This is a genomic window from Moheibacter sp. (genome assembly GCF_049672845.1).
Lineage (GTDB): Bacteria > Bacteroidota > Bacteroidia > Flavobacteriales > Weeksellaceae > Moheibacter.
The window spans coordinates 1-20,847 of the sequence record NZ_JBATWT010000011.1 but is presented as its reverse complement, the minus strand read 5'-3'; the positions used below and the strand labels follow the sequence as shown (position 1 = coordinate 20,847).

The window sequence follows — 20,847 nt, the reverse complement described above, 5'->3', positions numbered from 1 at the left end:
CTTATTTGAATGAATATTAAGACTCGGGTTAGGGTATGCTTTTAAATATGTAGTGTTCCGGTACTTCAAAAATAGAAGGTTCTACCATTACTTTTTCAAGAGAATTTGCCTCAATACCTATATTGAATCGGCTATCGGTGATACTACTTTCAATCTTCAAAGGCAATCCCGGTACTTTTTCCAGATAATCATATTCACCCCAAAATAATTGAGGAAGGTCTTTGACATACCAAACAAGGATTTCATTGGAATCGTCCAGCTTGAAGCGGGCAAGATTACATGAATTTCCCGCAATGGTCTGGGTTTCATCTGACAAAGTCATCACTAAATCAGAAGAAATAAAAATAGAAGGATCTTCGTTATCGCTTAAATAATCGACGTTTATTTTAGGTTCAGCCAAAGGCACTTCGTATGCCAATTTCTCCTGGTTAAAATCGTCATCGGTTTTGGTCATATATTTGAATGAAACACTGTCTTTCAAGTTGCTTACCTGTACATAAGGATTTAAATTATATTGCTCCACTCTTAGTTTTTCGGATGTAACATATGCCCTGATGACGGGCTCATTTTCATTGAGGATGGTCATTGCTTCTATCAGCGCCATCATTACCGAATCTTTTCCGGAATAGCTCATTTCATACTCGACTTTCCACGCGTTCATTTTTGGCTGTGCGGAAAGTTCGAAATGCATAAGAAATAAAAATATTGGAATCCAATATGAAATTTTTGTCATGGATTTCATTTTTCATTTTTTTTCAGATAAACGATAATTGTATCTTGTTTTTTGGGTTCTTTAACCTTTGCTGTTTCATAACCGTCAGCAAAGATGCTCGCTTCAATTCGGGGACATTTATTTCCACCGCTCAGGTAAGCATTAAATTTCCCTAAGCTGTCTGATTCAAAATTTCGTTTGTACCCTGTGTTGGTGACAGATACTTGAGCACCTGCAATTGGCATATGTGTAACGCTGTCTTTGATCATGCCCTGCAGAACTCTCATACAACTACAGGAAACGAACAAGCTTGCCGAACAAATCAGCAATCCTGTTTTGATGGATTTAATAATCTTCACTTCTTTTCATTTTTTAAAACTTTTCATTTCTTCAAAATTAAAAACACTATCCCAACACAAAAATCCCTGAAATCAGGGGTTTTGAAAAAGTTTAGAGAGATTTAACTTTACACTATGTTAAAGGAATTTGAAACGAAAGCCAAGCAGAAAAAGGCCAAAGCAAGAAAATTAGCCCTTTGGGCAATCGGTTTAGGGGTAGGTTATCCTTTGCTTTTCACTCTCATGCTTTCATTGAGGGATCTAATGGACAGAACCCGATTCGGAACTGAATTTGTGTCTTTGGGTGTGACGGTATCCTTTCTCGCAATTCCTGTTTTGATTTCAGTTTGGGTATTGGCAATCTGGAGCTTAAAATTAAGTAAATCCGAACTGGGCATCATGGCTTTGATTTTGGCTGTTTTATTATTACTTGGTCTTGCAGGAATATTGTATGCATTGAGCCAAATCTGTATCATTTGTTAATTATTCAGAATGAAATTTATATTTTCCATATTCGCCGTTGGCTGTTTTTCGGGATTATTTGCCCAAGTTGATTTCCCTGTCAGGATTCAGGATTTTTCAGATGAGTTTGAAGGATTAATCGACCTGAATGATGATGACACACTGGTGGTTTCTCAATACGATGAATATGTACCGGAATATGTCATCAGAATCATGGACAAGAAAACAAATTCAGAAGCATTGAAGGCTTACACAAATGGCTTTCCCGATTATTTGTTGAATGAAGAGAATGAAGCTGTTCCCAATATTAAGGAACTCCCTTATGGCAGCCAAAGTGTGTTGATATATGAGGATTATAATTTTGACGGAATTAAGGATTTTGCCATTATGAACGGTTATAACAGTTGTTATGGAGGACCCTCTTTTGATATTTATCTGGTAGATAAAAGCAGGAAATTGCAATACAGTGAAGGATTTTCTGTACTATCCAATGATTATTGCGGGATGTTTCAAATCGATGATGAAAATCAAACGATTCACACAATGACCAAAAGCGGTTGCTGCTGGCATGAGTTTTCTGAATTTAAAGTGATTAACAACGAGCCGAAAGTCATAAAAATCATAGAAGAAGCCTATCTATCATACAATAATTTTATAGAAGTAACCGAAACCGATTACAAAGACGGAAAAGAGTTCAGTGAAACTAAAAATTACTTCCCGATGGAAGAAATGAGTTCTGATATTATCTTTTCATTTGAATTGGAGAAATCAGGGAAACAATTAATCATTTACCAAACAGAAAAAATTCTCAATTATGTGCTAATCCTGGAAGATGAAGAAATTGAATTCTATTTCCCACAACCCTATTATGATGAACAAAACCAAGAAACCGTTTACGAAAATTTCACTTATGACATGGACGAAAATACTTTGTCTTTCAAAAATGCCGATGCAGAATACGAAATATATGAAAGCCCTGAGAAAGTAGGGATCAAAGTCAAAACCAAAGGCAAGACCTATGACCTGAAAGGTAAAAAAGATACAATTACCGGAACTTTAAAAGACCTCCGTAAACCTGATTGGGATAACATTTTGTACAATAATTTTTAAAAATTTACTTATAATTAATTCGCAATGAAAAAAATACTTATCATTACCTTGTTTCTTTTTACCGGAACAATTTTCGCACAGCAAGACACTATTATTTCCTCTGTTCAAAGGGAAGAAGCCCACAAGCTGATTTTGGAACATGTTTACAAAAGTTTCCGGGTTCCACATCAAGCGTACAATGATTCCATTTCCAGGATTAGTTACCGGGTTCAGTTTGTCATTGATGAAAACGGAGAAGTTACAGAGCCGGAAATTATCTCAAAAAACACGGAATGCCGTGCTTGTGAAATTGAAATCATGAGGGTCATGAAATCGGCTCCTACTGTAAGTCCTATTATCTTGGATAACAGAAAAGTAAAAGCAATTTTCATCCTTCCTTTTTCTATAATTATACAATAAGATGAAATTTAATTTTCTATTTTTTTTCCTTTCAGGAATCACACTGGCACAAATCAATCCCGAAAAAGAGCCATTTCCGCCGGAAGATTTTGTGGTTTATCTTTCCAAAACCGACACTATCCAAAATGTTCTATATGAAATCGGGAGATATGAACCCAAAGGTTATACTTTTACGACCGGTCATAATGGTGCGTGGATAAAAGTTCCTTTAAATGATGAACAAAAAAATAATAAAAATTTCTTCTATACCCATGCCCCGATTTACCTTAAAATTACAAAAGGAAATACCGGAAAATATTATTTTCTTGATGACTATTATGACATTGATATGTATTCATTTTCTGAATTGAAATCGGAAAACCTTATTTTTATCACGGCGAGATACTCAATGTATATAATTGATAATAAACACAATACCCTATCATCTAAAATCATTCCCGGAGACGGACAATATGAAGGCGAAGATGCCATCAGCCCTTTATATTCTGCATTGACATTGTTTGACGAAGAGAATTTCCTTCTGGGAAATGTTCAAGGATTTGGTGTTTTTTGTATTGATATAACCCATCCGGCAAAACCCAAAGAGTTGAAACAATACAGCATTAATTTTTCCAACAAAGGACAGTATTATGCATTTTTTCACCGGAAGAAAAAAAATAAATTTGACATCATGATTGCGCAAAGTGATGTAGAAACGGATAAAGGAACGATAAGAAGATTATATAAAAAACTTAAGACCGTTCGCTATGTTATGAAAAGTATTCCGGTAAAAACAAATTCTTCCGGCGAACCCCAAATCGAAATCAGCAAACATAATTTGCACTTTATCTCCAAAGAAAAACATTATCAGTTGGATTTAGAGAAAGGAATTTTACTACTCAGCGAGGAATAACCAGAAAACCTTGTCAAGATCAGGAAAACTCTTTCAACTTATATTTACAAATCCAGTTCCTTTACCCCTTCTGTCGCTTTTTTTCGAATGATTTTTATATGTGGGTTGTTGGAAACTGAAACCGAATTCGGATCAATCACATAAATCGGTTTGCCATATTCGACGAAATCAATCAGCGAAGCTGCCGGATAAACCTGCAACGAAGTCCCGATGACGAGCATCATATCAGCCGATTCCACTTCTTGAATTGCCGTTTCCATCATCGGAACCATTTCGCCAAACCAAACGATGTGCGGGCGAAGTTGAGCACCGTCATCAGCCAAATCTCCCGGATTAATATCATCTTCCCAATCCAGAATCAGATCTTCGCTTCTCTCACTTCGGGCCTTTCTCAATTCGCCGTGCAAATGAATCACCTTTGAAGAACCAGCCCGTTCGTGCAAATCGTCCACATTTTGAGTGATGATGACGACCTTGTATTTTTCTTCTAATTCATTTAGAAAATAATGTGCAGAATTCGGCTGAACTTCTTTCAATTGCCTTCGTCTTAAATTGTAAAAATTCAACACCAATTCTGGATTCTTTCGCCAACCTTCTGGCGAAGCCACTTCCATGATGTCATGGTTTTCCCAAAGTCCGTTGGCATCCCGAAAAGTAGAAATCCCGCTTTCGGCACTGATTCCGGCTCCTGTCAATACAACAACTTTCTTCATAAATCCTTAAATTGCATTAAATTTAAAAAATTCTCATGAAAGATAATTTTTCTGACAAATCGGAATTGTATGCCAAATTCCGTCCTTCCCTTCCTATAGATTTGTTTGATTATTTGATTGAAATGGTTCCTGCGCGTGAAAATGCCTGGGATTCTGCGACAGGAAATGGTCAGTCTGCTTATCTGATTTCAAACTTTTTTAAACAAGTTTATGCGACCGACATCAGCGAAGAACAATTGAAAAATGCCGCACAGTCGTCCAATATTCATTATTCCAAACAATCTGCTGAGCAAACGGATTTTGAAGATAATTTCTTTGATCTCATCGTCGTTTCACAAGCCATTCATTGGTTTGATTTTGATCGGTTTTTCAATGAAGCCAAACGCGTATTGAAACCCAACGGAATTCTCGCCGTTGCCGGATATGATTTACCGCGACTTTCGCCCGAAATTAATGCAATCACAGATAAATTGTACAAAGAAATTCTGGACGGATTTTGGGACGATGAACGACAACACATTGACTCTCATTATCAAAATATTCCGTTTCCTTTCGAAGAAATTAAAATCCCCGATTTCCACATTCACGACGAATGGCAGCCGGAACATCTCATCGGATACCTCAATACTTGGTCGGGATTGAAGCATTTCATCCGTGAAAAAGGATTTAATCCGGTGGACGAATTAGAAGCAGAAATCAGGGAAGCTTGGGGAGGTTTCAAACTGCAAAAAGTAACTTTTCCAGTCTTTACAAGAATCGGTAGAATTTGATTTTCAATAAAATTTTCAAGTTTTTTTATCGGAATAAATAAAAAAAACACGGGTTTATTTATTTTTGCAATTGATGACAAAATTGCCTGATTCATTCTTAAAACGTATGGAGTCAAGGATTTCTGAAAAAGATTTCCAGAGTTTCGTTTCGGCTTATGAGCGTTCTGCTCCGCAAAGTATCCGAATAAATTCAAAAAAACCGACCGATGTTTATCATGAATTAAAATCGGTTTCTTGGTTTTCGGACGGTAAATATTTGGACGAAAAGAAACAGTTTATTACCGATCCGCTTTGGCATGCGGGGACTTATTATGTTCAGGAAGCTTCTTCCATGATTTTAGCTGAAATTTTCAAACAGATTTATGGAGACGAAAGCCCAAAAAGAGCTTTGGATCTTTGTGCTGCTCCGGGTGGAAAATCGACTTTGCTCCAGAGTTTACTCGATGAGAATTCGGTATTGATTGCAAATGAAGTCATCAAACCAAGGGCACAGATTTTAAAGGAAAATCACATCAGATTGGGGATTTCTGAAAATCTGATCATCACCCAAAACGACCCGAAACAGTTTTCAAAGCTTGAAGAATTCTTTGATTATATACAGATTGATGCACCCTGCAGCGGTGAAGGAATGTTCAGAAAAGACGAAGCCGCACTCCGCGAATGGTCGGAAGCGAATTGCAACCTCTGCTGCGAACGATCCAAACGGATTCTGGCTGATACACTTACTGCGCTGGCAAAAGACGGATATTTGGTTTACAGCACCTGTACGTTTGATCCCGATGAAAATGAAAATCTGATGGAATGGGCTTGTGAGAATTTTGATCTGACTTCGGTTAAACTGGATTTTCCTGAAGAATGGGGAATTTCCCAAATGGAATTTAACGGCGTTTGGGGTTATTATTTTTATCCGCATAAAGTACAAGGCGAAGGACTTTTTGTTTCGGTCATGAAGAAGAATTCCGGTTATGGATTATTTCATCCTGAAAACGGCAAAAAACCAAAATCGGTTCAAATTGCCAGTTTGATCCCAAGTGAAAATATCATTCAGGAAAAAGAAAAATTGGTTTGGGAAACAGAAGAATTGAGAAAAGTCAAAAACTTCATTACCAAAAAATTAAACATTGTTTATTCGGGAATCGAATTAGGCGAAATCAAAGGAAAAGATTTCATTCCGGCACAGGCACTGGCGAGTTTTTACAAACATTTGCATATCTTCCCCGAAGTGGATGTCAATGCAGAAACTGCATTGCAGTTTCTGCGTGGAAACGATCCTCAACTCGACTTAGACCAAAAAGGAATTTACCTTTTGACTTACCAAAATTTAGGATTGGGATTTGTGAAATTCATCGGCAACCGATCCAATAATTATTATCCGAAACCCTGGCGGATTAAGAATTACTAAATTTAACTCATGAAAACTACCCAACAACTTGCCGACCGATTCAGAGAAGTTTTGTTAAACGGAACTTTTATTGCCTACACCAATTACAAAAATGAATTGGAAAATCTGAATTGGAAATTGGCAGTTCATAAAATTGAAAACCTCAATACCATAGCCGATTTGGCACGACATATTCATTATTACATCGGAGGAATAAATGAGGTATTCCGAGGCGGAAATCTGGAAATAAAAGATAAATTCAGCTTTGATTTCCCTCCTATTCAAAACCGGGAAGAATGGATTTCCTTCCTGAATAAATTTTGGCGAGATGCAGAAGAATTTGCCGGATTTGTGGAAAAATTGCCGGATGAAAAATTACACGAAGACTTTGTAGAAGCAAAATATGGGAATTATCATCGGAATATCGATGCGATGATTGAACATGCTTATTATCATTTAGGGCAAATTGTGCTGATTAAAAAGCTTTTGGCTTCTCAATTCGAATCGAATGCTTAATTTTGAGAAAACTACGATATGAAATCAGTCGGTTTACTTTTGCTTTTTGGAATTTTGCTGACGTCCTGCATGGGAGATTCTGCTATCGACTATAACGACCGCATCATCAAACCTCAATTGGAAATCGTAACCAATCTGGATTCGATTTTTGATCCGGATTCTACTTATGAAAAGATTCAGCTTCACCGCAAGAATTTGGTGGAAACAGCTGAAAAAGGTTTGACAAACACCCAAACTTTGGAAGATTTTCAAGGCAACGAATCTTTTAAAAATGCTGCCGCACAATATTTTACTTATGTGAAATCTTATTTCGGAGAAACACCGGGCATTGACAGCATTTTATATAAATTCAATTCGCCTGAACGGCTTGAATCCCTTCCTGATGGCGTGTACAATCAAACAAAACAAGGATTCCAAAAATTTTTGGAACTCGAAAACACCTTGCTGGCGGAGCAACAAAAATTTGCAGTAGAATTCAATCTAAAAATGGATTATCGTCAACCTCAAAATCCCTAATTTCATAAAATGGTCGTAATTGTAACATGGTTATTTGCCAAAAGCTTTCGCGGATTAGCGATTTATCCCTTTATATTTTTAAGAACCAAAGATTTAAAGGAAAATCTGAAAATCATCAACCATGAACGCATCCATTTGCGTCAGCAAATCGAAATGCTTTGGGTGTTTTTCTTTTTGTGGTATGGAATCGAATTTTTAATTCGCTGGATTCAGTTCAAAAATCCGCTTACCGCCTATTTCAACATCAGTTTTGAAAAAGAAGCTTATGCAAACGAAATTTATCCTGAATACCTAAAAACCAGAAATTTCTGGTCATTTACCAAATATTTATGATTCATTTTCCCGAAATACAATCTGAAATCCAATTCCTCACAAAAATTAACGAAGTCGAATTACATATTTTAAGGGAAGATCAAATCTATCCCAGCATTTCGGGCAATAAATTCAGAAAGCTGAAATACAATCTGGAAGAATTTTCCAAAGGGAATTATGATGCGATTCTGACTTTTGGAGGTGCTTATTCCAACCATATTTCCGCCACCGCAGCAGCCGGAAAAGAATTTAACACCCCGACCATCGGAATCATTCGCGGCGAAGAATTATCGGAGAAAATTGCAGAAAATCCAACTTTGAGTTTTGCTCAGAAGGCCGGAATGAAGTTGAAATTTATTTCGCGCGAGCAGTACCGAAACAAATCAAATCCTGAGTTTTTAGAGAAATTAAAATCCGAATTCGGAAATATTTACATTTTGCCGGAAGGCGGAACCAACGAATTAGCGATAAAAGGTTGCGAAGAAATTTTAAACGAAAACACCAGAGAATTTAATTATATTGCTTGTGCTGTCGGTACAGCCGGAACCATCTCGGGCATTGTGAAATCCTCTGAAAACCAGCAAATTATATTAGGATTTCCGGCATTGAAAGACAGTGGATTTCTCTCAGACGAAATAAATCGGTTTACAAACCGTTCCAATTTTAAACTGATAAAGGATTATCATTTCGGAGGCTACGCCAAAGTCAATAACGAATTATTAGAATTCATTAACGATTTTAAGCGACAATTTGGTGTAACTTTGGACGCTGTATATACCGGAAAAATGATGTTTGGGATTTTTCAATTGATTCAAAACGGATTTTTTCCGAAAGGAACCAAAATTCTTGCCGTTCATACCGGCGGAATTCAAGGAAATGAAGGAATGAACAGAAAATTAAAACATGCAAACAAAACAACGATAATATGATGAAAAGAGGAATTTTACTGATCATTTTATTATTCACAACACAAATTTTCTCTCAGGAATCAAGGGATCTGGACTACATCAGAAAACATGCGCTTTTGGCGGTAGAAGAAATGCATCTCTACAATGTCCCGGCGAGCATTACACTTTCACAAGGAATTCTTGAAACCGGTGGCGGGCAAAGCCGTTTGGCGGAAATTGCCAATAATCATTTCGGCATCAAATGCAAAAGCATCAAAGAATGGAGCGGCCCGACCATCAGCCATACCGATGATGCACCTAATGAATGTTTCAGAAAGTACAGCTCGGTTCAGGAAAGTTACCGAGATCATTCTAAATTTTTGGCAGAAAGACCTTATTACAAAGATTTATTCAAATTGGACTTGCTGGATTATAAAGCCTGGGCACACGGTCTGAAAAAAGCCGGATATGCCACAAATCCGAAATATGCCGGTATTCTGATTTCCAGAATTGAAAAATATAAATTGGATGAATTTGATCGGTTGAAACCGGAAGAAGTTCAACGAAAATTATTTGAATTGTACGGCCCCACCGACATTATCGCACTATCTAGTTCTTCTCAGACCACAACTGATGTCATAGTAGCGACGGTCCCAAGCCCTGCAGTTGCAGTCGCGGCCAAAACAGTGGAAGAACCTATCAAACGTATTGAAATTGAAAAAAGAGCAGAAAATCCAATGCTTCGCATAAAAAATCATAAAATCGGTGTAGATTATGTGATTGCATTGGAAAACGAAACCATCGCTTCCATTGCTAAACTTTATGATATTCATCCAAAAGATTTGGCACTGTATAACGAATTAAATTCCAACAGTAAACTTACGCCCGGACAATATGTTTATTTCGGGCGCAAGAAAAACAAAGGAGTTGATAAAGAATACAAGGTTCAGCCGGGTGACAATATGTATCTGATTGCCCAGAAAGCGGGAGTGAAAATCAATAAATTATATTCGCTGAACAAAATGCGTCCGGGCGAGCAACCCAAAGCCGGAACCATATTGAATCTGAAAACCAGAAAACGATAAGATGATTTACCAGAGAAGCAGCGCTCTTTTTCAGGATGCGCAAAACTATATACCGGGCGGCGTAAACTCACCGGTTCGTGCCTTTAAATCGGTGGGCGGAATTCCCGTTTTTATGAAGAAAGCCCGTGGCGCTTATCTTTACGATGAAGACGGTAGAAGTTATGTCGATTACATCAATTCCTGGGGACCGATGATTCTCGGACACACACATCCGATGGTACTGGAAGCCGTCACACATCAGCTTAAAAAAGGATTTTCCTTCGGAACACCGACTGAATTGGAAACCGAAATCGCTAAGCTGATTGTTGACAACGTTCCGAATGTGGATAAAATCCGAATGGTAAATTCAGGGACAGAAGCTTGTATGAGTGCAATTCGTCTGGCGCGCGGATTTACCGGGCGTGATAAAATCATCAAATTCGAAGGTTGTTACCATGGACATTCGGATTCTTTTTTAATCAAAGCCGGAAGTGGCGCTGCAACTTTTGGGAACCCCAACAGTCCCGGCGTGACGCAGGGAACCGCAAAAGATACTTTGTTGGCACGCTACAACGATTTTGAATCTGTAAAAAATTTATTTGACAATAATCCGGGCGAAATTGCTGCAGTAATCATTGAACCCATAGCCGGAAACATGGGCTGCATCGTTCCGGAAGAAAATTTTGCTCAGAAACTGAGAGAAATTTGTACGGAAAATAATGCTCTTCTGATTTATGACGAAGTAATGACCGGATTCCGTTTGGCATTTGGAGGCGCTCAGGATAGATTGAAAATCAATGCTGATCTGGTCACTTATGGCAAGATCATCGGCGGTGGATTCCCTGTCGGAGCTTTTGGTGGAAGAAGCGAAATTATGGATTATTTAGCGCCGTTGGGACCGGTTTATCAAGCCGGAACTCTTTCGGGAAACCCGATTGCGATGCGCGCCGGACTTACTACACTATCCATCATTAAGGAACATCCTAATCTGTATGAAAAAATTGACAATACAACAAAAATTCTTCACGAAGAAATTTCTACAATTCTTTCTGAAAAAGGAATTGGACATACAGTCAATCGTTTTGGTTCAATGATTTCTTTTTTCTTCGGAGAAAACAAAGTTCGAAATTTCGATGAAGCCCAAAAGGCCGATCACGCCATGTTCAACCAATTTTTCCATCATATGTTGAAAGAAGGAATTTACCTTGCGCCGTCGGGTTATGAAACCTGGTTTATTTCGGACTCAATTGAAAATGAAGAGATTGAAAAAACATTGGATGCTGTTCAGAAATTTGAAACTCAATAATTTCTGACGAATTCCATTCAGATAATTCTGATGGAAAAAGCATTTTTCACTACCTTTAGTAGCAAATTTTCTTGCTATGAAAAACATTTATTTGCTCTGCTCCTTCCTGACCGTTTCAATCATTTATGGGCAAAGAAACTATGAACAATCCCTTAATGAAGCCAAGGCTTTTGAATCCTTTCAGCAAATCGAAAATGTTTTATTGGAAACCGATTATGTTCCCGAATATTATCGGCTGGAAATGACAGTAAACCCCAATGAATTGAATTTCAGCGGAAAAACTACCATGCATTTCACCACCACAGCCGAATTAAATCAGATTGAAATAAATGCACAGCCCAATCTAACTATTGGCACCATTACCTATCATTCGCTTCCCATCACAAATTTCACCCGTAGCGGAAATGTTCTTACCATTAATCTCCCTGCCACAATCCCCAATAATCAGTTGGATTCTATTGCCATTGCATTTTCAGGTGTCGCGAATGCAACTTCCAGCGGTCTCAGAAGAGGTTTTCACAATGACGTACCGGTTATCGAAACAATTTCCGAACCCTGGCATGGTTCGAGCTGGTGGGTTTGCAAAGATGACCTCATTGACAAAGCGGCAAAACTTGATGTATATGTAACGCATCCGGAAGAATTCAAAGCCGCTTCAAACGGCACTTTGAAATCGGTAACAAATGCGGGAAACGGAAATCTCCGCACACATTGGCAACATAATTATCCGATTCCGACATATCTGGTCGCAATTGCAGTTACCAATTATACCGAATACAATAATTCCGTCAATATCAATGGCACCAATATGCCCATTATCAATTATGTCTATCCGGAAACTTTATCAAACTGGACCAATTCATTGGATCAGGTACCGAATTACATCAGTTTTCTGAGTGAAAAATGGGGTGATTATCCTTACAAAGAAGAGAAATACGGACATGCACAATGGAACCGCGGAGGTGGAATGGAACATTCCACGATGAGTTTTATGGGAAATTTCAACTTCGGACTTGTTGGACACGAACTGGCCCATCAATGGTTTGGAAATCAAGTTACCTGCGGCACATGGCATGACATCTGGATAAATGAAGGCTTTGCGGAATATGGTGACGGACTTCTGACAGAAGAATTTTTAGGCGATACTGAATTTATTAACTGGAAAGACAACAACATCGGACTCATTACCGCAGAACCTTGGGGCTCTGTCTATAATCCGGATGCCGATAACCAATCCCGGATTTTTAATTACCGGCTTACCTACGCAAAAGGCTCTATGGCAGTTCACCTCATGCGTTTTATGATCAACAATGACGATTTGTTTTTTCAGGCTTGCAGAGATATTTTAAACGATTCTGAACTCACTTATAACTATGCGGTAACCGAAGAAATTAAAACGAGCTTAGAAACTTCGACAGGCATGAACTGGGATAATTATTTTGCAGATTGGATTTACGGAGAGGGACATCCAATTTTTGACATACGCGTCAACAAAAATCCGGATTCAAATGAAATAAGCGTCAAATTTACCCAAACTCCATCTCATAATTCGGTTTCATTTTTTGAAACACCATTTGAAATCGAATTCAGAGGAGCCGGCGGACAGACAGACACAAGAAGATTTGAACTGACACAATCACCCCAGACTTTTTTTGTAAATGACCTTTCCTTTCCTGTGACCTCCTTTATTCCCAATCCGGGATTTGATGTCATCTGCGAAATCAACAACACGGTTTTAAACAACAACGAATTTGAAACAGAACACAGCAACCAAGCAAAATTATATCCGAATCCTGCACGAACTCAATTTACCATCGAGAATAAATTTCCCATAAACGAAGTGAAAATATTTGACGCTACCGGAAAAATCATTTTTCATTCCGGACAAATTGATTTGAAAAAAGTTCTGATTTCAACCAAAAACTGGCTCACCGGAACTTATATGGTTCAGATTCATTCCGGTAAAAATGTTCAGTTGAAAAAGCTTTTGATAGAATAAAATATCATTAAAATATTACTTTAATTAAAATTAATAAGAGGTTCATTATAAATTATTTAAAATATTATATTTAAATAAATAATTTAACTATTTACCAAATTCAATCACTTAATAATTTTGCCAGCTCCTCTCCCACAAAAGAGCCAATAGCAAGCCCGGTTCCGGTTAGTCGCACACCACAATAAACATTTTCAGATAATTGTTTTACGATAGGATTTCGTTGCGCGCCCATTCCCATGATTCCACTCCAGCGATGCTCGATTTCAACCGATTGATTGGGTAAAATAATTTCACGCAGATAAATTTCCAATTGTTGCTGAATTTGCGAGGTAGTACCGAATTCCGTCGTGGTTTCGCCTTCTATATCCAGATTCCTCCCACCACCAAAAAGAATTCTATTGCCTATATTTCGAAAAAAATAAAAACCTTCGTCCATGTGGAAACAACCTTTGAACGGAAGATTTTCAATGGGTTTTGTTACCAGCACCTGCGCTCTTGCAGGCACCACATCTAAGTCATAAAGTTGGCGTGTAAAAGCATTGGTACAAAGAAAAGCTTTTTTCGATTTGAAATTAAATTTATTATTTAATTCTAATTCTACATTTAACTGCAAATCAGATATATTACTGACTTCAATATTATTCAAAATACTGATGTTTTCCGACTGCGCCAATCGCATAAAAGCTTTCATCATTTTACCCGTATGAATCTGTCCTTCAAAAGGAGTTTCTATCATGCCGATTGTATGGGCGAACCCAAAATTCTGATGGGATTTTTGATAAGGATTTGCATTGAAAACGGGAAAAAGCCATTGGTTGATTTCTTCCAATTTATCCAAACTTCTTTCCATCATTTCCTTGTCTTGATTTCGGAAAATCTCATAGCCGCCCCATTGATGAAAATCGATGGCTTCATCACCCAAAAGACTTCGCAGTTTTTGCAAACCTTTCCATCGCCTTTCTACCAATTGATAGATTTCATCCTCAGGATTGGATTCCAAATACCATAAAATCTCTGAGAGCGTCCCAAAACAAGCGAAACCGGCGTTTTTGGTACTGGCACCTTCCGGCAAGATTCCTTTTTCCAAAATCAGAATTTTTGCATTGGGATGTTTCAAACGCAAATGATAGGCAGTGCTCAATCCCACAATTCCACTTCCAATCACTGTAAAATCCACATCTCGGAAATAAGTATCCAATTCCCAATAACTCAAATTCATATTTTTGATTTTTGAATGATTCTGTTCTGTAAATTTACATAATCTTGTTTTGCCTATCCTTGTATTTAGTCTGATTTAGAAAATTCTCAAAGCAATTTTAGTTTAAAATTTTATAATTTTGAATCATGGATTTACAAGATCAATTGAAAAAATTATTTCCCGATCATATTTCTTCTGAGGAAGAAACAACCGAACCGGAAAATGACCTTTGGATGCAGGAGGAGCCTATCATCTGCAAATTTGAAAAGCGGAACGGTAAGCCTCAAACGATTTTGGAAGGATATACCGGAGCCGATGAAGACTTCAAACAATTGGCCAAAGAAATCAAAAAACTTTTAAGCGTTGGCGGAAGTTTCAAAGAAGAAAAAATCATCATCCAAGGAGATTACCGCGATAAAATCATGCAGTTCCTGAAAGACAAAGGATTTAAGGTAAAACGCGTAGGTGGTTGATTTTATTCAATTTTTAAATAAAAAAACCGGAACTTTTGAAGTTCCGGTTTCGTTTTTATAAGAAATCTGATTAGATGTTTTCTACATTCAGAATTTCGATTTTTCTTTCTCCATCACGGAAAGGCCACGTAATCACATCCCCTTTTTTGTATCCGACAGTCGCCATAGCAATGTCTGAAGTGATCGCATATTTACCTTTTTTCTTGCGCTCTTTGTTTGAATCAACAAAAATGTAGCTTTCTTCGATATTGTTTGTATGATCTTTAATGGTCACTTTACGGTTAACCGTTACCACATCTTCTGGAAGCTCTCTACGCAAAACCTGTTTAGCTGTTCTCAGTTCATTGTTCAAAATTTCTTCTTCCGCTTGAGAAACTCTTTTTCTTCTGATCTGGTCCTTGATAAGGTCATAAATTCCTGTTGTAACTACTATATTTTCTGACATATTATTTATTTTTTTCTATTTGAGATTTTCGGATTTTGGGATGTTGACTCAACCAATAGTCTTAGAAAATCTAAACTATTACCAAAAGTCCGGCTATAAATTTTTACAAATTTGAATCCCTGTCTTGAGCCTGACAGGGTTTAGAAAATAAATTCTTTGGAGTCTTGAAGGAAAATATCGTCAAGCAAATATGACAACGACAGCAAAATGCTGTTTCCAAAAAATTCAGAATAAGAAGTCGTAATCATCTTTACTAATTTAAACTTATGCGAAGTTAAGCCTTAAACCTTAGGTTTGCAAAGATTTAGGATTGAAAAGCCTTATTCGAATTGGTAAAGTTTTATTAAAATCGTTAAACCTATAATTAATTCTTTTCTTCATCAATAATTGCTTAATTTCACTGTGCAAAAAGCAAATCAAATTTGAATGGAATCAATTAGTGTTTTTGAAATCATAAAAGTAGGAATCGGACCTTCAAGCTCACATACAATGGGTCCCTGGAATGCAGCAGAAATGTTCCTGAATTTGATTCGGAACAAAAAATCTATTGCTTCGGTTAGCGAAGTTTTTGTCGAATTTTACGGCTCCCTTGCCAAAACAGGAATCGGTCACGGAACAGACATGGCCGGAATGCTCGGACTTTCCGGTGAAAATTTCAAAACCATTGACACCACTTTGATCGATGAAAAAGTGGAAAACATCAAAACTTCAGGAAAACTGATGCTCGGTGGTGAAAAAGAAATTCCATTCATTTATGGTCATCATCTGGTTCTGAATAAACAAGAGAATCTTCCTTTTCATCCAAACGGAATGATTTACAAAGTTCGTTTTGAAGATGGTAGTGAATTATCTCAAGATTATTATTCGGTAGGCGGAGGATTTGTAGCCACACAGGAAGAAGTAACCGTAGAAAGCCAGTGTGTACGTACGCTTTATCCTTGTCATCACGGAAAAGATGTGCTGTATTACACAAATAAACTCGGCATTTCTTTTTCGGATTTAATTTATATCAATGAGGAAAGCTGGCGCACCCGCGAAGAAACAAAAGCAGAAGCGCTTGCCATTTGGAGTCATATCAAAGAATGTATATACAAAGGGGTAAACAAAGAAGGCTATCTCCCGGGCGGACTTAAAGTAAGCAGAAGAGCAGCTGGACTGAACCGAAAATTACTCGGTGATAAAACTTATAATAATTTGGACGAATGGTTCCAATTGGTCATAGATGCTGAAGAAAGTTTTGTCAATATCAATAAATGGGTCTCTTGCTTCGCGCTTGCGGTAAACGAAGAAAATGCAAGTTTCGGAAGAATTATCACAGCACCTACCAATGGCGCAAGTGGCGTGATTCCTGCAGTATTGACGTATTCCCAAGCATTCACAGAATATATCGGAGACGATAATATCATTCGTTTTTTATTGGTTGCCGGCGAAATCGGGACATTGTTCAAGAAAAACGCAACCATTTCTGCAGCTATGGGTGGCTGTCAGGCAGAAGTCGGGGTTTCATCGGCGATGGCCGCGGCGGGTTTAACAGAAATTATGGGCGGAACGCCTGCTCAGGTTTTGATGGCTGCCGAAATCGCAATGGAACATCATTTGGGGATGACTTGCGATCCCATTGCAGGTTTGGTACAGATTCCTTGTATTGAAAGAAATTCGATGGGTGCAATCAAGGCAATTACGGCTGCCAATATCGCGATAGAAAGTGATCCTGAAAAAGCCCGGGTTTCGCTCGATCAAGTCATTCAATCTATGTGGGAAACGGCTCAGAGTATGAGCGACCGATTTAAAGAAACTTCTGAAGGTGGATTGGCAATAGCAGTGAATGTAGCAGAATGTTAAAAAAATGGGGGATCAACTAAAGGCAGTTTTTGCACTTCAAATGAATTCTAATTGCGAATGCTAATTAAAATTCGGTGGCAGAAAAGCAATTGACCTAAAATGACCCCCGAAAATGAATAATAAATTAAATATTATCCGATTTCTTAATTAAACCAAATATACAAATTTATTCTATTGAAGCGTCTCTAAGTCTTTCAATTAAAATTATTTATAACTTTTCATTGCTTAGAGGAGATTTATCAGGCTGATGATTTGAAAATTCAAGTTTGTAAATCCGGAAAAGCCAGAAAAACAGCGAAAGTAAAATCGGTCCGAATATAATGCCGATAAATCCGAAAATATTTACTCCTATAATTACCCCGAAAATAGTAATCAGTGGATGCACATCGGCCATAACTTTTTGTGTCCAGAACCGGAAAACATTATCGGCAAGCCCTACCACAATCATACTGTACGCAAATAAAAGATAGGCATTGGTGGTTTCGCCGGTAGCCAGCAGATACAAACTCGCCGGAATGTAAATGATCGCTGCCCCAATGACCGGAAGCATCGCCCCAAAAATGGTTAATATAAACCATCCGAATGCTCCTTCAAGTCCGAACATAAGATAACCAATATATGCTACTATGGATTGTAAAAATGCCACCAGCGGCACGCCTACTGCATTGGAAATCACAAGATCTCGTAAATCCTTGTTGAGAATTACCAAATTTTCGGTTTTAAGTGGAATGTTCTGATAAAACCAGTTTTCCATTTTACGATAATTCATCAACATAAAATAGAGAATCAGATAGGCAAAACCAAGCTGTATGATACCGTTGATTGACGTATTTAAAATTTGCTGAATGATATTGACTACGACAGAAGTTACATCGCCCAGATTGATTTCCTGCAAAATATTAATTCCAAATTCATTTTCAATTTCTTTAAGTCCCAATTCAATTTTGCCTTGAATTTTATCTTTGCTGGTAATGGCTTCACTTACTCGCGTAGAAAGCATATCAATGAGAAAATATAAAGGCGTGACGATGATCAATATACTTCCCAACATCAATAATAAAACAGACAATACCTTGTTCATCTTCCATTTATAAATCATCCACCGCAATGGATGGATAAGCAAAACATATAAACAAAAAGCACCTAAAAATCCCGGTATGAACAGGAGCAGATTGGTAAATATCAAAATAAACATGGCCAGACCAATCATCAAAAATAAGATCTGTCTCAAAATACTGTTGGGGATGTATTTTCTCTGCATGTATCTGATTTTATAAATTTCTATTGTAAATATACATTATAGGAATGAATCTTTAAATAGATTTCTTTTGTCTGAAAATAATTTACGAATTAAAAGATGGACTAAAAGATAGTTTGTTGTTAAATAGTAATCCAACTTAATTTCATTCATAAAAATGACCTATTTTTAACATTGTTTAATTCACGCATGAACTACAGACTGGCAGGATTATTTTTGGGAATTTTCTTTTCGACAATGCTTTTCTCCTCCGCACTTGCTCAAGTGGAGGAAAAGAAAGATTCTGCCTCAAAGGAAGAAATCCTGAAGCAAAAAGATAAAAATTTTGATGAATCGCTTGAAAACTATAGGAAGAAAAATAAATTTAATCGCCTTATTCACAGAATATTTGTCAAAAAGCCCGGTACAAAAAAAGCAGAACGAACCTCAAACCGTTTTGGCGAATCCGATGTTAATTTCAGTGAATTCGAAGGAAAAACAATTCGAAACATCCATATCACAACTTATGATCCTTTTGGTCATTCCTTGTCTGACTCATTGGTCAAACCCGACAATTTTCTGGAAAAAGCAGGCAATGCACTTCATATTAAAACCAAAAAATTCGTGGTCCGGAATTATCTTTTACCGGAAAAAGGTGATGTCGTGGATTCGTTAAAAATTCTTGAATCCGAACGTTTGATGAGAAGTCAGCGTTTCATACGTCGGGTCAGAATCACACCTGTCCTGGCAGGCGCTGACAGTGTGGACTTGAATGTTCAGGCACTGGACTCTTGGAGTATTATTCCCAATTTAACTTATTCCGGCAGTCGGGTTGGTTTCCGCCTAAGAGACCGGAATTTCCTTGGATTCGGTCACGATTTTGACAATCGTTATCGGCAAAATTTTGAAAACGGAAAATATACTTTTCAGACCCGATATACGATTCCAAACATTCAGCGAAGCTTTATTGGGTTCAACATCGGATATTACAGCAACGAACAAAATGCATATACAAAAAGCGTTTCGCTCGAACGGAAATTCTTTTCTCCACTTACCCGCTGGGCCGGTGGCGTCTATATAGGGCAGCGTGCTTATCAGGATTCCATTCCCAATCAGGATGGGATTTTAACCCAAAATTTCAAATTCAATCTTCAGGATTATTGGGGCGCCGTTTCATTTCAATTGTTTAAAAAGGAAAATTCCACGGCAGAACGGCTCAACAACCTGATTCTTTCCGCACGTTTTTTTCAAGTGAATTATGTACAAAGCCCGGTTTCTGAAATAGATCCGGTTAATTTCTATGCCGATGAAAATTTTTACCTCATGGGAATCGGTGTTTCCAGACGAGGATTTGTTCAGGACCGATACATTCACAATTATGACATCGTGGAAGACATCCCAATCGGTTTGTCATACGGTCTTACAGCCGGAATCCAGAAGAAAAATAATGAAGACCGATTTTATCTGGCTGGCGGATTTAAAATGGGAAATTATTACCGACTTGGATTTTTTGGATTTGAAACCCAATACGGAGGATTTTTTGGTGAAAATCAACCCGAACAAGTCGTTTTTTCATTCAATACTCATTATTTCACGCGTCTTATGTCTTGGGGACGTTGGAAATTCCGGAATTTTATTTCTACAGAAATGGTCATAGGAAATAACCGTATTGAGTCCCGCGGCGACAGACTGACTTTAAACGAAAATGATCCCTCTGGCATTCCCGGTTTTTATAGTCGCGACGTAATCGGAACAAAAAAATGGCTGACCAATATTCAGATTCAGTCTTACTCGCCTTATGAATTTCTTGGCTTTCGATTTTCACCCTTTCTAAATTCCTCGCTCGGAATTATAAGCAATAAAGGAGAGAAATTATTTGATGGAAAACTTTATGCGAAAATTGGTTTGGGCGTATTATTCACAAATGATTACCTGGTTTTCAGCAACTTTCAACTTTCCATTGCCTGGTACAACACCATTCCCGGCAGCGGTGATAACATCATTCAGACCAATACTTTTGACAACCGAGATTATGAACTGATGGATTTTGAATTCGGTAAACCCGAACTGATTCGTTACAATCCTTATGTGGTTTACTGATTATTTTGGCGCCTCCCGTTTCGATTCAATATTTCCAGCATTCAATATGATTTTAGCGCAACGGGACCAGGCACAGCTACGCTGGTTACTTTCGTTTTTTCCTTTCTAAAAGGAAAATCTCAGTAATCCTGCAACTCCTCTTCTCTATCGCTCCTGCGGGTTTTCGCTGCTATCC

22 protein-coding genes are annotated in these 20,847 nt (G+C 37.7%); 16 read left to right on the top strand and 6 right to left on the bottom strand.

Annotation, left to right across the window (positions count from 1 at the left end; all coding sequences use genetic code 11):
* Nucleotides 1-28: 28 nt before the first annotated feature.
* A complete protein-coding gene (locus WBF63_RS04150; RefSeq protein ID WP_424368440.1) occupies nt 29-733 on the bottom strand; it encodes a hypothetical protein in 705 nt (234 codons plus the stop codon).
* A 5-nt stretch (nt 734-738) separates the two neighbouring features.
* Nucleotides 739-1,071 carry a carboxypeptidase-like regulatory domain-containing protein gene (locus WBF63_RS04145; protein ID WP_424368439.1) on the bottom strand — a complete coding sequence of 111 codons (333 nt, stop codon included), beginning with the start codon at nt 1,069-1,071 and terminating at the stop codon, nt 739-741.
* 114 nt (nt 1,072-1,185) lie between these two features.
* On the opposite strand from WBF63_RS04145, the gene WBF63_RS04140 reads away from it, so the two are divergent.
* The 4 genes from WBF63_RS04140 to WBF63_RS04125 are packed head-to-tail and all read left to right on the top strand — an operon-like array spanning nt 1,186 to nt 3,913.
* Nucleotides 1,186-1,533 carry a hypothetical protein gene (locus tag WBF63_RS04140; protein WP_424368438.1) on the top strand — a complete coding sequence of 116 codons (348 nt, stop codon included), beginning with the start codon at nt 1,186-1,188 and terminating at the stop codon, nt 1,531-1,533.
* Nucleotides 1,534-1,542: 9 nt separating this feature from the next.
* Nucleotides 1,543-2,622, top strand: a complete 1,080-nt coding sequence (locus WBF63_RS04135; protein WP_424368437.1) for an XAC2610-related protein — start codon at nt 1,543-1,545, stop codon at nt 2,620-2,622.
* A 24-nt stretch (nt 2,623-2,646) separates the two neighbouring features.
* A complete protein-coding gene (locus WBF63_RS04130; protein WP_424368436.1) occupies nt 2,647-3,021 on the top strand; it encodes a hypothetical protein in 375 nt (124 codons plus the stop codon).
* Between the two features lies 1 nt (nt 3,022).
* Nucleotides 3,023-3,913 (top strand): hypothetical protein, encoded by an 891-nt coding sequence (locus tag WBF63_RS04125; RefSeq protein ID WP_424368435.1) that lies wholly within the window; start codon nt 3,023-3,025, stop codon nt 3,911-3,913.
* Nucleotides 3,914-3,957: 44 nt separating this feature from the next.
* On the opposite strand, the gene WBF63_RS04120 is transcribed toward WBF63_RS04125, so the two are convergent.
* Complete coding sequence (locus WBF63_RS04120) at nt 3,958-4,626, bottom strand: SIR2 family NAD-dependent protein deacylase (protein WP_424368434.1); 669 nt, start codon at nt 4,624-4,626, stop codon at nt 3,958-3,960.
* A gap of 35 nt (nt 4,627-4,661) precedes the next feature.
* Between WBF63_RS04120 and WBF63_RS04115 the strand changes: the two genes are divergently transcribed.
* The 9 genes from WBF63_RS04115 to WBF63_RS04075 all read left to right on the top strand — a co-directional run bounded on the left by WBF63_RS04115 (nt 4,662) and on the right by WBF63_RS04075 (nt 13,377).
* Nucleotides 4,662-5,396 carry a class I SAM-dependent methyltransferase gene (locus tag WBF63_RS04115; protein ID WP_424368433.1) on the top strand — a complete coding sequence of 245 codons (735 nt, stop codon included), beginning with the start codon at nt 4,662-4,664 and terminating at the stop codon, nt 5,394-5,396.
* 73 nt (nt 5,397-5,469) lie between these two features.
* Nucleotides 5,470-6,798 carry a methyltransferase RsmF C-terminal domain-like protein gene (locus WBF63_RS04110; RefSeq protein ID WP_424368432.1) on the top strand — a complete coding sequence of 443 codons (1,329 nt, stop codon included), beginning with the start codon at nt 5,470-5,472 and terminating at the stop codon, nt 6,796-6,798.
* A 9-nt stretch (nt 6,799-6,807) separates the two neighbouring features.
* Entirely contained in the window at nt 6,808-7,293 is a 486-nt protein-coding gene (locus tag WBF63_RS04105) for a DUF1572 domain-containing protein (protein ID WP_424368431.1), read from the top strand.
* An 18-nt stretch (nt 7,294-7,311) separates the two neighbouring features.
* The gene (locus tag WBF63_RS04100; protein WP_424368430.1) at nt 7,312-7,809 is read left to right on the top strand and encodes an LIC11966 family surface protein; all 498 of its coding nucleotides are present in this window, start codon (nt 7,312-7,314) and stop codon (nt 7,807-7,809) included.
* A gap of 9 nt (nt 7,810-7,818) precedes the next feature.
* Complete coding sequence (locus WBF63_RS04095; protein ID WP_424368429.1) at nt 7,819-8,142, top strand: hypothetical protein; 324 nt, start codon at nt 7,819-7,821, stop codon at nt 8,140-8,142.
* Entirely contained in the window at nt 8,139-9,050 is a 912-nt protein-coding gene (locus tag WBF63_RS04090) for a 1-aminocyclopropane-1-carboxylate deaminase/D-cysteine desulfhydrase (RefSeq protein ID WP_424368428.1), read from the top strand. Before WBF63_RS04095 ends, WBF63_RS04090 begins: the two co-directional genes overlap by 4 nt.
* Nucleotides 9,047-10,093 (top strand): glucosaminidase domain-containing protein, encoded by a 1,047-nt coding sequence (locus tag WBF63_RS04085; protein WP_424368427.1) that lies wholly within the window; start codon nt 9,047-9,049, stop codon nt 10,091-10,093. Before WBF63_RS04090 ends, WBF63_RS04085 begins: the two co-directional genes overlap by 4 nt.
* Before the next feature lies 1 nt (nt 10,094).
* The gene (gene hemL / locus WBF63_RS04080) at nt 10,095-11,378 is read left to right on the top strand and encodes a glutamate-1-semialdehyde 2,1-aminomutase (protein WP_424368426.1); all 1,284 of its coding nucleotides are present in this window, start codon (nt 10,095-10,097) and stop codon (nt 11,376-11,378) included.
* Between the two features lie 76 nt (nt 11,379-11,454).
* Entirely contained in the window at nt 11,455-13,377 is a 1,923-nt protein-coding gene (locus WBF63_RS04075; protein WP_424368425.1) for a M1 family aminopeptidase, read from the top strand.
* A 100-nt stretch (nt 13,378-13,477) separates the two neighbouring features.
* On the opposite strand, the gene WBF63_RS04070 is transcribed toward WBF63_RS04075, so the two are convergent.
* On the bottom strand, nt 13,478-14,596 hold the full coding sequence (locus tag WBF63_RS04070) for an NAD(P)/FAD-dependent oxidoreductase (protein ID WP_424368424.1): 1,119 nt from the start codon (nt 14,594-14,596) through the stop codon (nt 13,478-13,480).
* Nucleotides 14,597-14,721: 125 nt separating this feature from the next.
* Between WBF63_RS04070 and WBF63_RS04065 the strand changes: the two genes are divergently transcribed.
* On the top strand, nt 14,722-15,048 hold the full coding sequence (locus tag WBF63_RS04065; protein ID WP_424368423.1) for a translation initiation factor: 327 nt from the start codon (nt 14,722-14,724) through the stop codon (nt 15,046-15,048).
* A 70-nt stretch (nt 15,049-15,118) separates the two neighbouring features.
* Here WBF63_RS04065 and WBF63_RS04060 read toward each other — a convergent pair whose 3' ends face one another.
* Nucleotides 15,119-15,493 (bottom strand): GreA/GreB family elongation factor, encoded by a 375-nt coding sequence (locus WBF63_RS04060; RefSeq protein ID WP_424368422.1) that lies wholly within the window; start codon nt 15,491-15,493, stop codon nt 15,119-15,121.
* A 426-nt stretch (nt 15,494-15,919) separates the two neighbouring features.
* On the opposite strand from WBF63_RS04060, the gene WBF63_RS04055 reads away from it, so the two are divergent.
* Nucleotides 15,920-17,335, top strand: a complete 1,416-nt coding sequence (locus WBF63_RS04055) for an L-serine ammonia-lyase (RefSeq protein WP_424368421.1) — start codon at nt 15,920-15,922, stop codon at nt 17,333-17,335.
* A 208-nt stretch (nt 17,336-17,543) separates the two neighbouring features.
* On the opposite strand, the gene WBF63_RS04050 is transcribed toward WBF63_RS04055, so the two are convergent.
* The gene (locus tag WBF63_RS04050; protein ID WP_424368420.1) at nt 17,544-18,596 is read right to left on the bottom strand and encodes an AI-2E family transporter; all 1,053 of its coding nucleotides are present in this window, start codon (nt 18,594-18,596) and stop codon (nt 17,544-17,546) included.
* 186 nt (nt 18,597-18,782) lie between these two features.
* On the opposite strand from WBF63_RS04050, the gene WBF63_RS04045 reads away from it, so the two are divergent.
* Nucleotides 18,783-20,672, top strand: a complete 1,890-nt coding sequence (locus tag WBF63_RS04045; RefSeq protein WP_424368419.1) for a hypothetical protein — start codon at nt 18,783-18,785, stop codon at nt 20,670-20,672.
* Nucleotides 20,673-20,847 lie beyond the last annotated feature (175 nt).

What these genes read in the sequence shown, in the direction of transcription:
- WBF63_RS04150 (WP_424368440.1), bottom strand. Translation starts at nt 733, where the DNA reads ATGACAAAAATTTCATATTGGATTCCAATATTTTTATTTCTTATGCAT.
- WBF63_RS04140 (WP_424368438.1), top strand. Translation starts at nt 1,186, where the DNA reads ATGTTAAAGGAATTTGAAACGAAAGCCAAGCAGAAAAAGGCCAAAGCA.
- WBF63_RS04135 (WP_424368437.1), top strand. Translation starts at nt 1,543, where the DNA reads ATGAAATTTATATTTTCCATATTCGCCGTTGGCTGTTTTTCGGGATTA.
- WBF63_RS04130 (WP_424368436.1), top strand. Translation starts at nt 2,647, where the DNA reads ATGAAAAAAATACTTATCATTACCTTGTTTCTTTTTACCGGAACAATT.
- WBF63_RS04125 (WP_424368435.1), top strand. Translation starts at nt 3,023, where the DNA reads ATGAAATTTAATTTTCTATTTTTTTTCCTTTCAGGAATCACACTGGCA.
- WBF63_RS04120 (WP_424368434.1), bottom strand. Translation starts at nt 4,626, where the DNA reads ATGAAGAAAGTTGTTGTATTGACAGGAGCCGGAATCAGTGCCGAAAGC.
- WBF63_RS04115 (WP_424368433.1), top strand. Translation starts at nt 4,662, where the DNA reads ATGAAAGATAATTTTTCTGACAAATCGGAATTGTATGCCAAATTCCGT.
- WBF63_RS04110 (WP_424368432.1), top strand. Translation starts at nt 5,470, where the DNA reads ATGACAAAATTGCCTGATTCATTCTTAAAACGTATGGAGTCAAGGATT.
- WBF63_RS04105 (WP_424368431.1), top strand. Translation starts at nt 6,808, where the DNA reads ATGAAAACTACCCAACAACTTGCCGACCGATTCAGAGAAGTTTTGTTA.
- WBF63_RS04100 (WP_424368430.1), top strand. Translation starts at nt 7,312, where the DNA reads ATGAAATCAGTCGGTTTACTTTTGCTTTTTGGAATTTTGCTGACGTCC.
- WBF63_RS04095 (WP_424368429.1), top strand. Translation starts at nt 7,819, where the DNA reads ATGGTCGTAATTGTAACATGGTTATTTGCCAAAAGCTTTCGCGGATTA.
- WBF63_RS04090 (WP_424368428.1), top strand. Translation starts at nt 8,139, where the DNA reads ATGATTCATTTTCCCGAAATACAATCTGAAATCCAATTCCTCACAAAA.
- WBF63_RS04085 (WP_424368427.1), top strand. Translation starts at nt 9,047, where the DNA reads ATGATGAAAAGAGGAATTTTACTGATCATTTTATTATTCACAACACAA.
- hemL (WP_424368426.1), top strand. Translation starts at nt 10,095, where the DNA reads ATGATTTACCAGAGAAGCAGCGCTCTTTTTCAGGATGCGCAAAACTAT.
- WBF63_RS04075 (WP_424368425.1), top strand. Translation starts at nt 11,455, where the DNA reads ATGAAAAACATTTATTTGCTCTGCTCCTTCCTGACCGTTTCAATCATT.
- WBF63_RS04070 (WP_424368424.1), bottom strand. Translation starts at nt 14,596, where the DNA reads ATGAATTTGAGTTATTGGGAATTGGATACTTATTTCCGAGATGTGGAT.
- WBF63_RS04065 (WP_424368423.1), top strand. Translation starts at nt 14,722, where the DNA reads ATGGATTTACAAGATCAATTGAAAAAATTATTTCCCGATCATATTTCT.
- WBF63_RS04060 (WP_424368422.1), bottom strand. Translation starts at nt 15,493, where the DNA reads ATGTCAGAAAATATAGTAGTTACAACAGGAATTTATGACCTTATCAAG.
- WBF63_RS04055 (WP_424368421.1), top strand. Translation starts at nt 15,920, where the DNA reads ATGGAATCAATTAGTGTTTTTGAAATCATAAAAGTAGGAATCGGACCT.
- WBF63_RS04050 (WP_424368420.1), bottom strand. Translation starts at nt 18,596, where the DNA reads ATGCAGAGAAAATACATCCCCAACAGTATTTTGAGACAGATCTTATTT.
- WBF63_RS04045 (WP_424368419.1), top strand. Translation starts at nt 18,783, where the DNA reads ATGAACTACAGACTGGCAGGATTATTTTTGGGAATTTTCTTTTCGACA.